Here is an 18,286-nt window from a genome sequence, read left to right as displayed (position 1 = left end):
GCGCGGGTGCCACCGTCGCCCTCGGCGTCTCCCGGAGCGACCCGTGCGCCGACGAGGGCGCCGGCAGCCCGGCCTGCACCACCGACGCGGACGGCGAGGAGAAGATCAAGGACTGCCCCGCCCACGGTGAGTCTGTCCAGATGCCCGGCCGGGGTTCCCCGCCGGGCACCGGTGATGCCGCGGACGGATCACCACGCGACACGGATCTAATCGGCCAGTACGGGCTCCGGCGCCGTCTCCGCCGCCGGCCGGCCGAGGCGGGAGTGCTTGCGGCTGTAGCCGAAGTAGACGCCCAGTGCCAGCACCAGCCAGCCGGCGAAGAGGATGAACGTGTCCGCGGGCAGGTTCCAGATCAGGTAGCCGCAGAAGACCACCGACAGGGCCGGCACCACCGGGTAGCCCGGGACCTTGAAGGCGCGCTGCAGGTGCGGCTCGCGCACCCGCAGGACGATCACGCCCACCGAGACGACCGCGAAGGCGACCAGCGTGCCCATGGAGGTGAGGTTCGCCAGCCAGTCCAGCGGCACGAACGCGGCCAGCCCCGCGATGAACGCTCCGACGATCAGGGTGTTGCCGACGGGCGTTCCGCTGCGCGGGTTCACCGTGCGGAAGATCGGCGGCAGCATGCCGTCGCGGCCCATCGCGTAGAGGATGCGCGTCTGGCCGTAGATGACCACGAGCGTGACGCTGACGATGGAGACGACCGCGCCGGCCGACAGGACCGCGCCGGGCCAGGCCTGGCCGGTGACGTGCTGGAGGATCGCGGACAGGCCCGCGTCCTGGCCGTTGAACAGGGTCCAGTTCTGTGCGCCGACGCCGACGAGGGCGACGACGCAGTAGAACGCGGTCACGACCAGCAGTGCGCAGATGACGGCCCGCGGCAGTGTCTTCTGCGGGTTCTTGACCTCCTCGCCCGCGGTGGAGACCGCATCGAGCCCGATGAAGGAGAAGAAGACGGACGACGCCGCCGCGCTGATGCCGGCGAAGCCGAGCGGCGCGAACGGGTGCAGATTGCTGCGGTGGAAGCCGGTGGCGCCGATGACGACGAAGAGCACCAGCACGCCCAGCTTGATCAGCACCATGACCGTGTTGAGCAGCGCGGACTCCCTGCTGCCGCGCATCAGCACCAGACAGCACAGGACGACCAGGACCACGCCCGGCAGATTGACGTGGCCGCCGTCGCCCGGCGGGGCCGAGATCGCGGCGGGCATGGTGAAGCCGAACAGGCGCTGCGTCAGGTCGTTGAGGTACTGGCCCCAGCTCACCGCGATGGCCGCGCCCGAGACGGCGTACTCCAGCACCAGGCAGGAGCCGACGATCCAGGCCGCGAGTTCGCCCAGCGTCGCGTAGGCGTAGGAGTAGGAGGAACCGGAGACCGGGACGGCCGAGGTGAGTTCGGCGTAGCAGAGCGCGGTGAGGGCGGCGGTGATCGCGCCGATCACGAAGGAGAGGATCACCGCGGGACCGGCCTGGGGGACGGCCGTGCTCAGGGTGAAGAAGATTCCCGTACCGATGGTGGCCCCGACGCCGATCATCGTGAGCTGGAAGGTGCCCATGGTGCGGCGCAGCCCGCCGCTCCGGTGGCCGCCACCGTCTCCGTCGCCGAGGGCGTCCTGGGTCAGGAAGGCTGAGACCGGCTTGCGCCGCAGCAACTGCTGGCGGAGTCTCAGATCGTTCCGAGGGGGCATGCGGATGCCTTTCTCTGGGCAGGGCAGGATGGCCTCCCGACCCGGCGGTGAGGCCCGGGGCGGGGAGGAGGTGCCGTTGCGGCGGGTCTACGGCAGGTCGCGGCGCATCAGGTCGGCGTAGGTCTCGCGACGCACGACGGGGCGGTGCTCGCCGTCGCGGACGAAGACCACCGGGGTCGGCGCGCGCCGTTGTAGTTGTTGCTGAGCGCGTAGGTGTAGGCGCCGGTGACCGGGACGGCGATCAGGTCGCCGACGCGCGGGTCGTCGAGCGGGACGTCCGCGCTGAGGGTGTCGCCGGACTCGCAGTGGTGGCCGACCAGTCGGCACAGCTCGCCCTCGCCGGTCGGGCGGGTGGCGACCGCGGCCTCGAAGCGCTGCTGGTAGAGCGAGACCTCGAGGTTGTCGCCCATGCCCCCGTCGACGGCGACGAAGGTGTGGCCGCCGCCGCGCTTCACGGAGACGACCCGGTAGAGCGAGACGCCGGACTCGGCGACCATCGAGCGGCCGGGTTCGATCAGGATCCGGGCGTCGGCCGGGAGCAGGCGCTTCGCCACGTCGGTGATGGCGTCGAGGTACGCCTCCACCGTGGGCGGGTGGTCGGGGTAGGTGTACCGGGAGCCGAGGCCGCCGCCCAGATCGTAGACGGCGAACTCGCCGAGCTCGGCGACGGCCTCCACGGCCTGCGCGAACGGTTCGAGGTCCAGGATCTGCGAGCCGACGTGGACATGGACGCCGTCCAGCCGCAGCCGGTCGCTGGTGCGCAGCCGTGCGATCGCCTCGCGGGCCTGCGGCAGGAGCAGGCCGAACTTGGAGCCGTGCTGGCCGGTGGAGATCGCCTCGTGGGTGTCCGGGCGGATGTCGGGGGTGATCCGGACCAGCACGCCCTGCCCGCCGCCGCTCCCGGCGGTCGGGGTCGGGGCGAGGATCTTCTCCAGCTTGTCGATGTCGTCGAAGTTGTCGACGACGATCGTCCCGGCGCCGGCCTCGACGGCGAGGCGCAGTTCCTCCTCGGTCTTGGCGTTGCCGTGCACGACCAGCCCGGCCGGGTCGGCGCCCGCGGCGAGGGCGAGGGTCAGCTCGCCGCCGCCGGCGACGTCGACACCGAGGCCCTCCTCCACCAGCAGCCGGTAGACGGCCGTACAGGGGAAGGCCTTGGAGGCGAAGGTGGCCCGGGAGTTCGGCCAGCGTGCGGCCAGGCCGCGGGCGTACTGACGGGCACGGGCGCGGATCGAGGCCTCGTCGACGATCAGTGCGGGCGTGCCGTACGTCTCGGCGAGCTCGGCCACCGGGACTCCGCCGAGCACCAACGCGCCCGCCTCGTCCTGGACAGTCCCGGGCGGGAACAGCCCCACCAGCTCCCGGGCCGCCTGCGTCGTCGCCATTGCCTGATCCTTCCGTAGTGGTTTCGCCCCCTGGATGACGATCTCCGGCCCTCCCTCCGAAGTGCTCCTTATGTTCAGTCCTCGGCCACGGTGAGTCATTGGCGATTTCGCCTAAGATCGCACAATGAATACGGCGAATCTGCCGACCCCGGGCGGGCCGAGCGAGGAGTTGTACGCGCTGGCCGACGCCATCGCGGCGGTGACCGGCGGATCGGTCGCGATCGAGGACCTGGACCACCGGATCCTCGCCTACTCGACCCTGCCCGATCAGCGCATCGACGAGCTCCGCCGCCAGGGCATCCTGGGGCGCCGCGTCCCGCACCAGCCCGAGCAGCAGGCGCAGTACCGGGAGGTGCTCGCCGCGCCCGCCGTCGTGCGGCTGCCGGTGCTCGCCGAGGACGAACTGCCGCGTGCCGCCGTCGCCATCCGGGCGGGGCAGCGGCCGCTGGGCACGATCTGGGCCATCGAGGGCGAGCGGCCGATCGACGACGCGGGTGAACGCGCGATGCTGGACGGCGCTCGCCTGGCAGCCCTGCACCTGCTGCGCCGTCGCAGCGCCGCCGAGCTGGACCTCCAGGCCCGCGAGGACGCGCTGCGGGCGGCACTGCGCGGCGGCCGGACCGCACGCGAGGTCCGTTTCGAACTCGGCCTCGCGGCCCGGCGCCCGCTCGTCCTGCTCGGGTTCGCGCCGCTCGCCCCGACGGCGATGCCACCGCATGCGGAGACACCCGCCGGCGACCTGCTGGTCCACCTCGCCGCCGCCGCCACGCGACACTGGCCGGCCGTCCACGCCGAGGCGTCGGTGGCCGCCGTCGGCCGTACCGTCTACGTGCTCCTCCCACTGGACGACGACGGTGCGTCCGGCACCGCAGGCCGTCTCGGCGAACAGGCGGCGGCGGTGCTGGCCCGCAGTATCGGGACGCCGCTGCGCGCCGCCTGCTCCCGGATCGCCGCCGGCCCGGAGGAACTGCCCGATCTGCGGGCCGAGGTCGACGACATCCTCCGCGTCACCACCGCCGACCCGGACGCGTGCCCCTTCGCGACACTGCGGGAGACCCACGCCCGCGTCCTGCTCGCCCACGTCGGCGACGAACTGGCCCGCCGTCCGCGGCTGCGCCACCCCGGCATCGAGGCGATGATCGAGCACGACCGCGCCAGGGGCACGGCGTTCGCCGCCTCCGTCACGGCCTGGCTGGACGCGGTCGGCAACATCGGGGAGGCGGCGTCCAGGCTGACCATCCACCCCAACACCCTCAAGTACCGGCTGCGACGCGCGGGAGAGCTGTTCGCGATCGACCTGGACCACCCCGACGACCGGCTCTCCTGCTGGCTCCAGCTGCGGACGGCGCGCTGAGGGCTGGCCGACCGTGCCGTCCGGGCCATGCCCGCGCCAGGGCCGTTCGCCGTGCCGGGCGGCACGGATGGACAATGTGGACAAGCCGGTCCGGCAGCGTGGATGGTATGGCCAGTGCCGATCCGAGGATCCCCTCATACGCTTGCCCATAGGCCCCCAGGGGGACCGAACAGGCCGGGCAATCCCCAGCGCACCCCCATCGCCGCATCCGCCTCAAGGGCCCTGCTGCCGACGCCAACAGGCGCGCAGCCCTTCTCACCCCTGCACGGCCGTGCCGGCGCACGCCGTCGCAGGAACTCTCCGGCGCACTGAAACCCGCGGGGGACAGGCCGCGTCACCCATCACGCCTCGACGAGCCCCCATCACTGGGCCTGCTCCCCGCACAGGCAGGGCGAAGACCCTGGGCGCAATCCCCCCCACGACGCCGGCTGCCGGAGCCCCGCCCGCGCCGCACGACCCGCACGGATCCTCGGGAGCCGTGCCCGTCCGCGGCCCGGCGAACACCTACCAAGGAGTCGACAACGTGCTGATCGACGGGCAGGGACACGGCGCATCGCCATCGGGCAGGACGCCGGCACAGCGCCCCGGCGCGGCCGGGAACCCCACCCTCGCGCCGACATCGGCCGCCGGCCTCGACGCCACCGATCTCCTGCTGCTGCGCCACCTCGGAGAGGACGCCCGATCGTCGTTCGCGCAGATCGGGGCCGAGGTCAGCCTGTCGGCCAGTGCGGTCAAGCGTCGCATCGACCGGCTCCGGGCCCGAGGAGTCGTCCGCGGCTTCACCGTCGTGCTCGACCCCGCTCTGCTCGGCTGGGGCACCGAGGCCTTCGTGGAGGTCTACTGCCGGGAGCGCACGCCGCCGGAGGAGATCCTGTCCTCGCTGCGCCAGTTCCCCGAGGTGGTCGCGGCCTGGACGGTCACCGGCGACTCCGACGCCCTGGTCCACCTGCTCGTCACCGACATGCACCATCTGGAGAACGTCATCGAGCGGATCCGCAAGGAACCCGGCGTGCAACGCAGCCGCAGCCTCGTGGCCCTCTCCCGCCTCATCGGCTGAGGACCTGGGCGGAACCGGATATTCGGTGTCCTGCCCGCCCATGAGGACGCAGCATGGGGCGCATGACTCTGGCCACTCCCGTACTGCGGACCGCTCGCCTGCGGCTGCGCCCCTTCGCCGACGCCGATGCGGAGGCCCTCTTCGCGCTGCACGGCAGCCCCCGCGTGATGCGCTACTGGGACTCCCCGCCGTGGACCGAACGGGCCCGAGCATCCCGCTTCCTCGCGACCTGCCGGACGATGGCGGACGAGGGCACCGGGGTGCGGGTGGCCATCGAGCGTGCTTCTGACGGTGCCTTCGTCGGCTGGTGCTGTCTGACCGCTTGGAACCCGGAGTACCGCAGCGCGTCCTGGGCTACTGCCTCGACGAGGCGATGTGGGGCCGCGGCTTCGCGGCGGAGGCCGCGCACGCCCTGCTGCAGTGGGCGTTCGACACCCTGGATCTGAACCGGGTCCAGGCCGAGGCCGATACGCGCAATGCGGCATCCGCCCGGGTCCTGGAGAAGATCGGCTTCGTGCGGGAGGGGACGTTGCGGGAGGACTGCGTCGTGAACGGCGAGGTCTCCGACTCGTGGGTGTTCGGGTTGATCCGGCGGGAGTGGCACTCGGTGGCCGCGCCGATCCACCGACGCAACCCCGGGACGGCCGAGCAATGATCCCGCGAGAATGTCGGAACAGCGCAACGAATCGGGCTTGTCGCGCAACGGACGCACGTTCTGGGCGGAGTGCGACCCCCGTAGGCTCATCCCTGACAGCCGCAAGCGCACACCTTCAACGGCGCACTCGTCGACAGACGCGCCGCTCCGCCCGATCTTCCGGTTCCCCGCCGACGGCACTTCCGGCCGCCTGCTGGGCCACATCTCACGGCACAGAAGGTCTTCGGCGCGATGGCCAGCGATATCTGAGGAGCAGTCATGTCGCCGACAGGCCGCCAGGGAAACCAGTCCGTCGCAGTCCTCGGGAATGAGACAGGCGCCCGACTGAACGGACAGCCGGCAGTACCCGATCCGGGCCATGCCCCCGGGGACCACGATTCATGGCCCCTGACGCACTGCCCGAAGGCTCCCGGACGGGCGCGGCGGGCGTCGGCGAGCCTCCTGGAGCGTTGGGAGGTGGACCGGAAGGCCGCGGACGCAGTCCTGCTCGTGGTGTCCGAGCTCGTCACCAACGCCGTCGTCCACGCCACCCCGCCGATTTCCCTGCGCCTGTTCCACGACCGTCCGAGGCGTCGGATATGTGTGGAGGTCACCGACGGCGGACCTGCTGTGCGCAGCGACGACCGGGTGCGTCGGTGCAGCGCCGAGGAGCACGGACGCGGCCTCACCATCGTCCGGTCGGTCTCCTCGGCACACGGCACCCGGGTGCATCCGGACGGCATCGCCCGGTGGGCCCATCTCCCCAGTACCGCCTGACCCCCATCGTCCCGGGCCCTTCCGTACCGGCCGGTCACGAGCCGCGGCGGGTGGGCCCGTTTCCTCGACGTGACGGACCGCCGGCGATCGAACCCGTGAGAGGTGCTGTGGTGAATCCGCTTCCGGAGGCCTGCTGGGCCGAGGCCACCCCGGCCGGGCTGAGGACGAGAATGGAAGCCGAAGTCCGGGCAGGGCGGAGCGACGACCTCCTGACGGATGCCGGGTTCCTGGTGTGGGCGGACCCGGACCTGGTCGTCCCCCTGCTGTCGGCGGCCTCGGGCCGGGACGCCAGGTTGTGCGCCTGGGTGTACTGGAAGTCGTTGAGCGGGCACCGCGCTGCCGACGGCTGCCACCGACGGTGGTTACTGCGCCTGGAGGCGCTCAGGTGGGGGCATCGGGCCCTGGTGAGCCGACTGGACACGGCCGGCGCGGGCCGCGGCGCACGCCCGTCGGAGTGGGAGGTCCGATGGGCCGTGGGCGCCCGCCTCGACGGCCGGCGCCTGCGGTCGCTCACCGGCCACCCCGGTGGAGCGGTGGCGACGGCGGACGTGGACGGAGTCCCGGTCGCGGTCACCGGCGGCAGCGAAGGCCTGGTGCGCGTCTGGGACCTGACCACCGGCGGGCAGATCGGGCCGCACCTTCCCGGACGCGGCCCGGGAGTTCGCGCGGCCGCCACGGCGACGGCCGACGGGCGGGCGGTCGCCGTCTGCAGCGGCTGGGACGGGACCGTACGGGTGTGGGACCTCGCCACCGGCGACGCCCTCGGGGAGCCCCCGGGGGGCCGGTCCGGGCGATCGCCACGGCCGTGGTCGACGGCCGCACGGTCGCCGTGACCGCCGACGACGACGCCGGGATGCGGGCATGGGATCTGCTCACGGGCCGGCCTCTGGGGTACTCCTTCACCGGCCGCACCACAGCGGTGACCGCGCTGGCGACGGCGGAGGTGCGCGGCCGCACCGTCGTGGTCACCGGCACCTGCCGCGGGACGGTCAGACTCTGGGACCTCGCCACCGGGAAGAAGGTCGGGCAACCGCTGACCGGTCACCTCGGCGCCGTGATGACGGTCGCAACAACCATCGTGCACGGCAAGGTCGTTGCTGTCACCGGAGGCTGGGACGGAACGGTGCGGGTGTGGGACCTCGCCACCGGCCGACCCGTCGGCCTGCCCCTGGCCGCCCACACCGGTCCGGTCTGGGGGGTGGCGACGACGCGGCTGCACGACCGTACGGTCGCGGTGTCCGGCGGGGAGGAGGGAACGGTCCGACTGTGGGACCTGGCCACCGGCGGGGAACTCGGGCCGCCACTGACCGGCCACACCGAAGGGATCGTCGCGGTGGCCACGGCCACGGTGGACGGACTGCCGGTCGCGGTCACCAGCAGCTCCGACGACATGGTGTGGGTCTGGGACCTCGCTCGCGCACCCGGCACACCCCGCACCGGTCACACCGGGTCCGTACGGGCCGTGGCGGTCTCCCTGCTCCATGACCGCGCGGTGGCTGTCACCGGAGGCGACGACGGCGTCGTCCGACTGTGGGATCTCGGCACCGGCCAGCCGGCCGGACCGGAACTGACGGGCCACACCGGCCCGGTGGAGGCCATGGCGACGGCGACAGTCGAACGCCGCGAGGTCGCCGTCACCGTCGGCAGTGACGGCCTGCGTATCTGGGACCTGGCCACCGGCCGGGGCGAGCTCATCACCTCGTGGCCCGCCCGGGCCGTGGCCGTGGCGGAGGTCCAGGGCTGCGCCGTCGCCGTCACCGGCGGCGACGACGGCAGAGTACGGACATGGAACCTGGCGACCCGTCGGCAGATCACGGGTCCGCTCGCGCATCACCGCGGCTGGGTGATGGCCCTGGCCACCGCGAAGGCGGGCGGTCGCGCCGTTGTGGTCACCGCGGGCGACGACGGGATGATCTGGGACCTGAGGACCGGCGAGCAGGTCGGGGAGCCGTTCACCAACCGGAACGGCTGGGTCATGGCCCTGGCCGTGGCCGAGGTCCAGGGCCGCCCGGTCGCCGTCACCAGCGGCGACGACGGCACCGTGCGGGTGTGGGACCTGACCACCCATGAGCAGATCGGGACAGCACTCGGCAACCGGTGCCGAGGGGCGCGGATGGCGGCCGCGGGAACGGTGAACGGTCGACCGGTCCTGGCCACCAGCGGCCGGGACGACAGGACGGTGTGCCTCCACGACCTCGCCACCGGCCGGAGGATGCGACCCGACCTGGTCTTTCCCGAGCAGATCCGAGCCGTTGCCTTCGCGCCCGGCGGGGAGCTGGTCGTCGGCTTCGGCACCGAAGTCGCGGTACTCGCCCCGCCCCAGGACGGAACGACGTCCGCCGCCGACCGAACTCGGACGTGACCTCGACCTCCATCTGCTGATGATTCGTCAGTCGTGTCCATGGGGTGATGATTTCCGGCTCGTTCGAAGGCGCCTGTGCCCCGGCTTGCCAAGAATTGGCAAAAGGTATTCCGCGGAATCCCCTGAAAACTGTTCAACAGGGAAGTTGATGTCCATACAGTTTATGGCTACGCGCGTGGAGTGAAGGCCGCTGGACCGGCCATGAGCTGGGGAAATGTCGGTCCTGAGAGTTTCCTTAACGTTCCCTATTGACCCCCTGTCAGTGCCTCTGCTTTGCTTCAGCCGCCGACGGAAGGACCGCCTCCCCACAGGTGACGCGTCATCAACTCCGCGGTCGGTGCGGTATTCGGCCGGAGAATTCGTGCGCCCCTGATCGTGCGGAAACTCCTGTCCCGGGCCCGCGCTCCGTCGGTTCCCATCCACGCATCGACCGCCCCCGCCCACAGGCCCCGGCGGCGGTCGGCATGAGAGAGGCTCCCCCAACCCATGGGTAGTTCCCCCACCACCCGGAGCGCGAGATCGACCGCGTTCGCCGGCATCGCCTCGCTGGCACTCGCCGTCGCAGGCCTCGCCTCCGCAGCCCCGGCGCAGGCCTCCCCGGCCCAGGCGTCCCCGGCCGTCTCGGGTCAGGCTCACCACAACGCCGCCCTGGCCGGATCCGGGATCAGCAACGAGTTCAACCCGTACAGCTCCGCCCTCACGCAGAGCGCCGTCCCCGGCATGAAGCAGTACGCGGCCAAGAAGCGCGACCTCATCGCGCACCAGCTGCAGGCGGCGGCCACCGGCCAGCAGACGCTCTCCTACGGCGGCGGCGTCGACGGCATCGGCGTCCAGAGCGGCCACTCCAAGGTCTACCTGGTCTTCTACGGCACCCAGTGGGGCACCAGGAGCACCGACGCCAACGGCAACGCGGCGTTCACGGGCGACTCCGCCGGCGCCGCACAGGCCGCCCAGAACATGTTCAAGGGCATCGGCACCAACGGCGAGACCTGGTCGGCCGACCTCACCCAGTGGTGCGACGGCGCGGGCGTCGCCACCGGCGCGACCAGCTGCCCCGCCAACGCCAACTTCGTCCCCTACCAGAGCGGCGGCGTGCTCTCCGGCGTCTGGTACGACAACGCAGCCGCCTCGCCCTCCGGCGCGACCGGCCACCAGCTGGGCGTCGAGGCCGTCAACGCGGCCGCCCACTTCGGCAACACCACCGCCGCGTCCAACCGCGACGCCTACTACGTCATCCTCTCGCCGCACGGCACCAACCCGGACAACTACCAGAGCCCCACCCAGGGCTACTGCGCCTGGCACGACTGGAACGGCGACACCACCCTGACCGGCGGCGCAGCCAGTTCGCCGTACGGCGACATCGCGTTCTCCAACCAGCCGTACAACGTCGACATGGGTTCCTCCTGCGGCGTCGGCTTCGTCAACTCGCCCGGCACGCTGGACGGCTGGACGATGACCCTCGGCCACGAGTGGCACGAGATGATGTCCGACCAGAACCCGGCCGGCGGCTGGACCAACCACGTCACCGGCAGCTCCTACAACGGCCAGGAGAACTCCGACGAGTGCGCCTGGCTCAAGCCCGGTACCACCGGCGGCGCCGCCAACGTGTCCTTCGGCCCCTTCGGCACCTTCGCGGAGCAGGCCAGCTGGTCCAACGACACCAACTCCTGCGCCATCACGCACGCCATCCTCACCCACGGCAGCACCAACACCGTGACGGTGACCAACCCGGGCAGCCAGAGCGGTACCGTCGGCACCCCGGGCAGCCTGCAGATCAGCGCCTCCGACTCCGCCGGCGGGCAGAGCCTGACCTACACCGCCACCGGACTTCCCGCCGGCCTGTCGATCAACTCCTCGACCGGCCTCATCACCGGCACCCCGACCACCGCGGGCACCTACAACGCGACGGTCACCGCCACGGACAGCACCAGCGCCTCCGGCAGCACCTCGTTCACCTGGACCGAGGCCACCTCCGGCGGCGGCACCTGCACCGCGGCCCAGCTGCTCGGCAACGCCGGCTTCGAGACCGGCACCGCCGCTCCCTGGACCACCACCAGCGGCATCGTCGACAACAGCACCTCCGAGCCGGCGCACTCCGGCTCCTGGAAGGCCTGGCTGGACGGCTACGGCTCCGCCCACACCGACAGCGCCTCGCAGACCGTCACCATCCCGGCCGGCTGCAAGGCCACCCTCTCCTTCTGGCTGCACGTCGACACCGCCGAGACCGGCTCGACCGCGTACGACAAGCTCACCGTGACCGCCAACAGCACCACGGTCGCCACGTACTCCAACGTCAACGCCGCCACCGGCTACGCGCAGAAGACCATCGACCTCTCCGCCTACGCGGGCCAGTCGGTCACCCTGAAGTTCAACGGTGTCGAGGACTCCTCGCTCCAGACCAGCTTCGTCCTCGACGACACCGCACTCAACGTCTCCTGACCGAGCACTGAGCACTGAGCGCTGAGTACTGAGTACTGAGCACCGCGCACCGAGCCGGCGCCGGGGCAGGCCGCTGTACGGCCTGCCCCGGCGCCCACGCATTCCCGGACGACAGCAGCCTCCGTTCGCGAGACCCCCGCTGCAGGGATCCGACCCGGCCGGCTGTGCGTCCCATCACCACCACCGGCCGACACAGCGGCAGCCCGAAGAACAGAGAGCCCCACGATGAAGAGAACCTCCGCGAGCAGGGTCGCCACGCTGCTCTGCTGCACCACACTCGGACTGGCCGCCCTCACCGGCTGCGGTCCGAAGGACGCGACCGCCCACGTGGCACCGGCCGGCAGCTCTCCGGCAGCCGGCAGCGCCGGGCCCGCCACCAGCCCGCCCACCACGACCCTGGACGAGCAGGCCAACCACTCCACGGTCACCGTCAAGGTCGGCTCGACCATCCGCATCGTCCTCCACAGCACCTACTGGTCGGCCGTCACCAGCTCGGCGCCGCACCTCCTCGCCCCCACCGCGGCCCCCTCCGTCTCCGCCGCATCACCCTGCCCCCGGGCGGCGGCTGCGGCACGCTCACCCAGACCTTCCTCGCCCGGGCAGCCGGCCCGGTCGAGCTCACCGCGCAACGCACCAGCTGCGGCGAGGCCAAACCCTGCCTCCCCGACCAGCGCACCCTGGCCATCACCGTGGACATCACGCCCTGACGCTCCAGCGGCACGCCGACGCCCTGCTTGCTCATCGGCCGAGGGGTGCGTGCGGCGAGCCGGAGCCGCGAGCCCCAGCCGCCGGGCCGACGCCTCGCACCTCACGTGGGCGCGAGGCGCCCCACCTTGACCGCCTCGCCCTCGAACCCGCTGCTCCCAGCGCTCGGCACGGTGCTCGGCTCAGCGGTGACCGAGGCCTTGGCTGTCGAGGAGCGACGCAAGGGCATCGATCAGTTGTGACGCCTCTCGTGCTCGTCGGCAACGGCCTCGCCGAACGGGGTGAAGGCCATGCTCGTTCCGAAGAGGTCGTCACCGCTCCGGAACGCGAGCAGGCGTGCCGATAGGGCGCCTCCCGCTTCGTCGAAGTGGAAAACCGCGAGCGGATCGGTCCGGTCGTCGGAGGCGTAGCCGAGGGTCTTGGCCGAGCGCGGATCCTGGTCGCCAAAGATCACGGAAGGCCGACCGTACGCCTGCAGGACATCGTCGAAGGTGCGGTCGGTCTCCGCCCAGCCTTCGGCCGTTTCGGCGAGGCATGTGTACTCGTGAGTCCGCATGGCTCGATCGAGGCGGAGCCAGCCACGCTTGTGAGCTGCCGCGCCGTACTCCGCGGCCGCGACATGAATGTCCGGCCGGGGGAAGCAGTGGCGCAGCAATGCCGCCATGTCCAACCGCGCGTTCTCGTCCACGATCCACCGCGTCCCGTCGGGCCGGCCCTCGTCCTCGGCGAGGGCGTCGAGGACGAGCGGCAGGCACGCGAGCCCGCCGTGCGCGTCGGGGCGCCGTACGGAGGTGTTGAACTCGTCGAGCACGCGGACGCGTTCCGCCGTGGACGGCGAAGTCCGGCGGCGGACGGGAGTGGGGATGCTCCGAAGCGACAGCATGCCGACCACCTTGCGTCGTTGCCGTCCGGCTGTCCACTCCGTTCTTCACTTCGCTCGGACCGCTGCGGTCGGGGTCGGTTCGGCAGGGGTGTGGGTCGCGGATCGATGTGCCCTGAGCCTGACAATTCGTCGTCCAACAAAGTGAGTTGATATGACAAATACCCGATTGGCGGTGCTACGGGACACTTTGGTCGGGAATCCTCATGGCACGGGCCGACAGAGAAGCTGTGGCCCGCCGTGTCCGAGGAGGACCGATGGCGAGTGTGATCAGGATGAGTGCGGGCCGGGCGGTGGCGGCGGGCGGAGCGCTGGTGGCCGTCGCGGTGTTCGCCGTTCCCGCGTATGCGGGTGGATCATCGTCGGGAGCCGCGACACCCATCAAGGGCCGTACCGAAGGCGGAAGTCTGGAGCTGGTGAACGGCGACGTCGTCGCCTGTGCCGGGGTCGGTGACCTGCGCGTGGTCGGAGCCGACGGGGAGCACCGGACGGACGGCCCGGGTACGACCTTCACCACGGCCGCCGGCACCGCGGTCGCGACCGTGAAGACCGGCACCGTCAAGGTGACCGTCCGGGGGCCGACGCCGTCATCACCTGCGGCAGTGAACTGTTTCCGACCACCACCGCCACGGTGCCCACGGGTCCCTCGCTCGCGGGCGGGGGCGGCGGGGTGTCCGGAGCGGACACCGCCGTCACCCTCGCGGGCGGCGCGATCGCCATGGCCGGTCTCGTCGGGGGTACCGCCGTCGTACTCCGCCGCCGGCCCGGCCGCGCGGAGGCCTGATCAGGTCCTGGGCCGTCCTGCGGCCACGGGTTCGGAGCGACCGGAGAGGTGCCGACGGTGCGACGACCACTGACGCCCGCCGCCCGTGCGGCCCTCGTTGCGGCAGGCGCCGCCGTCTGCCTCGGCTCCTGGCTGGTGCATGAGGGCACCCGGACGCAGGCCCCGCCCGGTCCGTCCGCGGCCGACTCCTGGCAGGGTGCACCCGACCCGTCCTCCGCGCCGTCGACGGCCGCGGCACCGGCCGCACCGCCGGACCCGGCGCCGCTGGGATGGTCCAGGCCCACGCGGATCCGGATCCCGGTGATCGGTGTCGACGCGCCGGTCGCCGAGGTGGGCCTGGGCGCGAGCGGAGGCCCGGAGCCGCCGTCGGCCACCGACCGAAATCTGGCAGGCTGGTACGGGGGAGCGTCACCCCCGGGAGTACCGGAACATCGGTCGTCGTCGGCCATGTCGACACGACGGCGGGGCGCGCCGTCTTCTACGACCTCGGTGCACTCCACCGAGGCAACCTCATCGACCTCGCACGCGCGGACGGGAGCACCGCCGTGTTCGCCATCGACGCCATCGAGGTCTACGGGAAGGCCGACTTCCCCAGTGGCCGCGTCTACGGCGCCGCCGGCCGTCCTGAGTTGCGTGTGATCACGTGCGGCGGCGGCTACACCAAGGCCACCGGCTACCAGGGGAACGTCGTGGTCTACGCCCACCTGGTGCGGTCGGCCGGCGGGCCCGCCGGGTAGCCGCCGGACGGACCCGCCCGCCCGGCCGGGCAGCGACCGGGGGCGGGACCGCCAGGCGTGCGGACGGCCTCCCACGGCTCGTCCCGGACGGGACAGCCGGCGTCAGCGCCGGAACCTCCCGGTCAAGGTGCGCCACCAGCCGCGCAGTTGCCGGGGCACGGTGACGCCCTGGGCTCCGGCTTCTGGCGCCGCCGGCGGCTGGGCGGGCGGCTGGGACGCCGGTTGCGCGGTGGGTGTCGCGGACGGTGTGACCGGTGCCGCTGCTGCCGGTCGGGTCGTGGGGACAGTGGGTTCGGCGGCGGCCGGCGCCTTGGCGGTCGGCGGGGTGAAATGCACCGGCAGCTCGACCAGGTGTCGGGCCAGCCAGGACGACGTCCAGGTCAATTCGGGTTCGGCCACGGTGAGCTGGAGGTCCGGCAGGCGTGTCAGCAGGATGTCGATGCCGGTCTCCGCGATGGCCCGGCCGATGTCCTGGCCGGGGCACTCGTGCGGGCCACTGCCGAACGACAGGTGGGCGCGGTTGCCGGAGAGCAGTTTCGACAGGTCGGGGCGGACGGCCGGATCGACGTTTCCGGCGGCCAGGCCGAGCAGGAGCATGTCGCCGGCCTTGATCTGCCGGCCGCCGAGTTCGGTGTCGCCGGTGGCCCAGCGGCCCGCCATCAGCAGGAACGGCGGGGAGTCCCAGAGGACCTGGTCCAGAGCGTCCGGCAGGGTCATCTGGCCGCCGGCCAGGTGGGCGCGGAAACGCTGGTCGGTGAGGACCATCATCAGGGTGTCCGAGATCAGATTGACGGTCGTCTCGTTCGCGGCGAGCAGGACTGTCCGCAGATGCTCCATCACCTCGTCGTCGGTGAGTCCGGCCTCGTGCTGCATCAGCCAGGTCACCAGGTCGGCGCCGGGTGTCACCCGCTTGCGCTCCATCGTCCGGCGCAGTACGTCCACGATGTAGTCGTTGCTCGCGACGGCCGTCTCGGTGCCCTTGATCATGTCGCGGGCGGCGTCGACCAGCCGGGGCCCGTACTCCTCGGGCATACCGAGCAGCTCCGTCATCACCAGCATCGGCAGCCGCTCGGCGAACCGGGTCACCAGATCGGTCCGGCCGGAGGGGCCGAACTCCTCGACCAGCTGGTCGGCGTAGCGGGTGACGTGGCGCCGGATCCCGCGCCGGTCGAGGCGGTTCAGGCCGTCGGTGACCGCCGCGCGCAGACGCCGGTGTTCCTCGCCGTCCGCGAACACGCACAGCGGCTGCCAGGCGATGACCGGCATGAGCGGCGAGTCCGCTGCGACCAGTCCCTCCTGGAATGCCGTCCAGCGGCGGGAGTCCCGGGAGAAGCGGGACGGCGTACGCATGGCGGTGAGGTTCGCGGAGTGCCCGAGGATCAGCCACGCCGGGAGGTCGCCGTGCACCAGTACGGGCGCCACCTCGCCGTACTCGGCGCGGAGTTTCTCGTAGAGGCCCGCCGGATCGGCCTCGGCCTCCGGTCCGTGGAGGCGTCGAAGGCCGCCGGCCGCGAGCCCTTCGGCGGGAAGTCCGTGGGCGGGGCACCCGGGGGCGGGGTGGGGGCGGTGTCGTCGGGGAACGGGCTGGTCACGGTGGCTCCGGGGTCGGCACGAGGCGGTCGTCGAGAGGGAGGAAAGCGGGGGAGGGGCAGGACTGCAGTGGGAGGAAGGAAGAGGAGGGCAGTGCGGCTGTGGAGGTCACCCCGCGGACCGGGCCGAGCTGTCGCACCGGCCGGGCATCCGGGCCGTCAGGGCATCGGCTGCGCTCGCGCGACCTGCTCGCCGTTGCGCGGAGGTGTGTCGAGGTGTTCGCCGATCCGTGCGACCAGCTCCCGCATCCGCTGGCCCACCAGCCCGGCGTCCACACCTTCGTCGGCCAGTACCGCGAGGTAGGCGCGGGAGCCGGCCGCCATCAGGTAGAAGAATCCGCCGCCGACCTCGATCACGACGAGCCGCATCCGGCCGTCGCCGTGCGGGAACTCGTGTCCCACCGCGGTGGCCAGACTCTGCAGCCCGGCGCAGGCGGCGGCGAGGCGGTCGGCGGTGTCGGGCTCGGTGCCGTACTGGGCCATCCGCAGACCGTCGGCGGAGAGCACGATGACGTGGCGGGCGTGCGGCACGCCCTCTGCCAGCTCCTTGAGCATCCAGTCCATGTTGGTCCGCTGCCGAATCATTGCTCGCCTTCCCTGCCGACTCTGCCCTGGTGCGGCCGATCGTTCTGTCGGCCCACGTCTGGTCGTTCACCCCTTCGTGGAAGGCCGCCGGCCACATCCCTGTGCTCGGCCTCCCGCCGCACGGACCGCCGGGGTGGCGATGTCAGCGGCTGCCACGGTCACGATCGGAGGCAGGAGCCGGACGGGTGCGGTGGGGCGAGGTGCGCCTTGCGAGTGACGATCCGGCACGAAGCATCAGCGTCCTCAAGCAGTGGGAGGAGTACGGGGACCGGTGCGACGACGGCGCGGCGGGCCGGGCTGGGGGCAGCAGCATAGTCCGCAGGGACGATTCCGACTGAACGTCAAAAGCGATGCGATGTCGGTCATTTCACGCCTTGGGCCGGATGGCCGGCGCCCCGTTCGCACTCGAAAGATTGGCCCTCCGAGGGGCCGCCCCGCGGGCATCCGGCAGCGGATTCACTCAAGAGGGCTTTCTTTGAAGGAAGTTGTCGAGATCACGGGTGGATCCGTGCTACGGCCCGGGTGATGGCCCGGGCGCGGATCAGATCCGCCGCATCCGGTAGACGCAAGTCCGGTAGGGCATCTCGACGTTGTCGCGGCCGGCCAGGGCCGGCTCGGTGGCGGCCAACTCGCCGATCTCCCGGTCCAGGCGGGCCCGTTCGGCGGCGTCGGCGGTCAGATAGGAGGAGCGGGACCGCACCAGGTCGATCAGCCGATCCGTCGGGACGGTCACCGAGTGCTCGACCAGACCACGTTCGGGTTCGGTGAACCACGGCGTCACCGGACCGTACTGCCAGGCACTTTCCAGGCCGTACCCCTCGGTGCCGACGATGCCGGACAGCGCCGCCACCCACGGGGTCCGATCGTCACGGATGTTCCACAGCGCAGCGAAGGCGCCCCCTTGCGCAGCACCCGGTGGATCTGCGGCAGTGCGTCCTGCGGGGTGAACCAGTGGTAGGCCTGTCCGACGACGACGGCGTCGACGGACTCGTCCGGCAACGGGATGTCCTCGGCGCTGCCGGCGAGCACCTGCGTGCCCGGGTGACGTTCGGCGGCCACGGCGCGCATCTGCCGGTCGGGCTCGACCGCGATCACCTCGTGGCCGACGGCGCGCAGGGCACCGGCCAGCAGCCCGGTGCCCGCCCCCAGATCGAGTACCCGCACCGGCTCGGCGCCGACGGCCCAAGTGACCGCCCGCACCGGGTAGGTGGGCCGGATCGAGTCGTACAGGCGGGCGGCGGAACCAAAGGACAGCGCAGAGCCGGACATGCCGGTGAGCGTACCCGGATCCGTTCGACGGTACCGGCGTTGCC

At 72.0% G+C, this 18,286-nt stretch carries 14 protein-coding genes and 3 pseudogenes; 9 read left to right on the top strand and 8 right to left on the bottom strand.

The genetic code is table 11. The features are described 5' to 3' along the window. Positions 1 to 206: 206 nt before the first annotated feature. Positions 207 to 1,688 (bottom strand): APC family permease, encoded by a 1,482-nt coding sequence (locus ABEB13_RS08455; RefSeq protein ID WP_345704969.1) that lies wholly within the window; start codon positions 1,686 to 1,688, stop codon positions 207 to 209. Positions 1,689 to 1,795: 107 nt separating this feature from the next. Then, positions 1,796 to 3,070 carry a diaminopimelate decarboxylase gene (gene lysA / locus ABEB13_RS08450; protein ID WP_345704968.1) on the bottom strand — a complete coding sequence of 425 codons (1,275 nt, stop codon included), beginning with the start codon at positions 3,068 to 3,070 and terminating at the stop codon, positions 1,796 to 1,798. Positions 3,071 to 3,194: 124 nt separating this feature from the next. Between lysA and ABEB13_RS08445 the strand changes: the two genes are divergently transcribed. From ABEB13_RS08445 to ABEB13_RS08415, 7 genes and pseudogenes are all read left to right on the top strand, one after another. Next, positions 3,195 to 4,424 carry a PucR family transcriptional regulator gene (locus tag ABEB13_RS08445; RefSeq protein ID WP_345704967.1) on the top strand — a complete coding sequence of 410 codons (1,230 nt, stop codon included), beginning with the start codon at positions 3,195 to 3,197 and terminating at the stop codon, positions 4,422 to 4,424. Positions 4,425 to 5,055: 631 nt separating this feature from the next. Further along, positions 5,056 to 5,481, top strand: a pseudogene (locus tag ABEB13_RS08440) (Lrp/AsnC family transcriptional regulator); the annotation flags it as partial. Between the two features lie 62 nt (positions 5,482 to 5,543). Continuing rightward, positions 5,544 to 6,136, top strand: a pseudogene (locus ABEB13_RS08435) (GNAT family N-acetyltransferase). A gap of 258 nt (positions 6,137 to 6,394) precedes the next feature. After that, positions 6,395 to 6,892, top strand: coding sequence for an ATP-binding protein (locus tag ABEB13_RS08430; protein ID WP_345704966.1), 498 nt, complete (start codon positions 6,395 to 6,397; stop codon positions 6,890 to 6,892). 404 nt (positions 6,893 to 7,296) lie between these two features. Continuing rightward, positions 7,297 to 7,725, top strand: a complete 429-nt coding sequence (locus ABEB13_RS08425) for a WD40 repeat domain-containing protein (RefSeq protein ID WP_345704965.1) — start codon at positions 7,297 to 7,299, stop codon at positions 7,723 to 7,725. Beyond that, positions 7,698 to 9,254, top strand: a complete 1,557-nt coding sequence (locus tag ABEB13_RS08420) for a WD40 repeat domain-containing protein (protein WP_345704964.1) — start codon at positions 7,698 to 7,700, stop codon at positions 9,252 to 9,254. The genes ABEB13_RS08425 and ABEB13_RS08420 overlap by 28 nt, the downstream gene beginning before the upstream one ends. Positions 9,255 to 9,740: 486 nt before the next feature. Continuing rightward, positions 9,741 to 11,693, top strand: coding sequence for a putative Ig domain-containing protein (locus ABEB13_RS08415; RefSeq protein ID WP_345704963.1), 1,953 nt, complete (start codon positions 9,741 to 9,743; stop codon positions 11,691 to 11,693). Between the two features lie 808 nt (positions 11,694 to 12,501). Here ABEB13_RS08415 and ABEB13_RS08410 read toward each other — a convergent pair. Continuing rightward, positions 12,502 to 12,627: a hypothetical protein gene (locus ABEB13_RS08410; RefSeq protein ID WP_345704962.1), complete on the bottom strand. Its 126-nt coding sequence runs from the start codon at positions 12,625 to 12,627 to the stop codon at positions 12,502 to 12,504. Positions 12,628 to 12,630: 3 nt separating this feature from the next. Further along, complete coding sequence (locus ABEB13_RS08405) at positions 12,631 to 13,209, bottom strand: hypothetical protein (protein ID WP_345704961.1); 579 nt, start codon at positions 13,207 to 13,209, stop codon at positions 12,631 to 12,633. 700 nt (positions 13,210 to 13,909) lie between these two features. On the opposite strand from ABEB13_RS08405, the gene ABEB13_RS08400 reads away from it, so the two are divergent. Both ABEB13_RS08400 and ABEB13_RS08395 read left to right on the top strand, forming a co-directional pair. Continuing rightward, on the top strand, positions 13,910 to 14,062 hold the full coding sequence (locus ABEB13_RS08400; protein ID WP_345704960.1) for a hypothetical protein: 153 nt from the start codon (positions 13,910 to 13,912) through the stop codon (positions 14,060 to 14,062). 69 nt (positions 14,063 to 14,131) lie between these two features. Next, positions 14,132 to 14,799 (top strand): annotated as a pseudogene (locus ABEB13_RS08395) (class F sortase). A 102-nt stretch (positions 14,800 to 14,901) separates the two neighbouring features. Here ABEB13_RS08395 and ABEB13_RS08390 read toward each other — a convergent pair. The 4 genes from ABEB13_RS08390 to ABEB13_RS08375 all read right to left on the bottom strand — a co-directional run bounded on the left by ABEB13_RS08390 (position 14,902) and on the right by ABEB13_RS08375 (position 18,242). After that, complete coding sequence (locus ABEB13_RS08390; protein WP_345704959.1) at positions 14,902 to 16,221, bottom strand: cytochrome P450; 1,320 nt, start codon at positions 16,219 to 16,221, stop codon at positions 14,902 to 14,904. A 326-nt stretch (positions 16,222 to 16,547) separates the two neighbouring features. Continuing rightward, a complete protein-coding gene (locus ABEB13_RS08385; RefSeq protein ID WP_345704958.1) occupies positions 16,548 to 16,973 on the bottom strand; it encodes a roadblock/LC7 domain-containing protein in 426 nt (141 codons plus the stop codon). Positions 16,974 to 17,514: 541 nt separating this feature from the next. Further along, positions 17,515 to 17,754 (bottom strand): hypothetical protein, encoded by a 240-nt coding sequence (locus tag ABEB13_RS08380; protein ID WP_345704957.1) that lies wholly within the window; start codon positions 17,752 to 17,754, stop codon positions 17,515 to 17,517. Then, positions 17,751 to 18,242, bottom strand: coding sequence for a class I SAM-dependent methyltransferase (locus tag ABEB13_RS08375; RefSeq protein ID WP_345704956.1), 492 nt, complete (start codon positions 18,240 to 18,242; stop codon positions 17,751 to 17,753). The genes ABEB13_RS08380 and ABEB13_RS08375 overlap by 4 nt, the downstream gene beginning before the upstream one ends. Positions 18,243 to 18,286: the final 44 nt, after the last annotated feature.

The sequence above is a fragment of the Kitasatospora paranensis genome, from assembly GCF_039544005.1.
Classification (GTDB): Bacteria; Actinomycetota; Actinomycetes; order Streptomycetales; family Streptomycetaceae; genus Kitasatospora; species Kitasatospora paranensis.
Note: the sequence above shows the minus strand (reverse complement) of the source record. Positions and strands in the feature narration are given on the sequence as shown.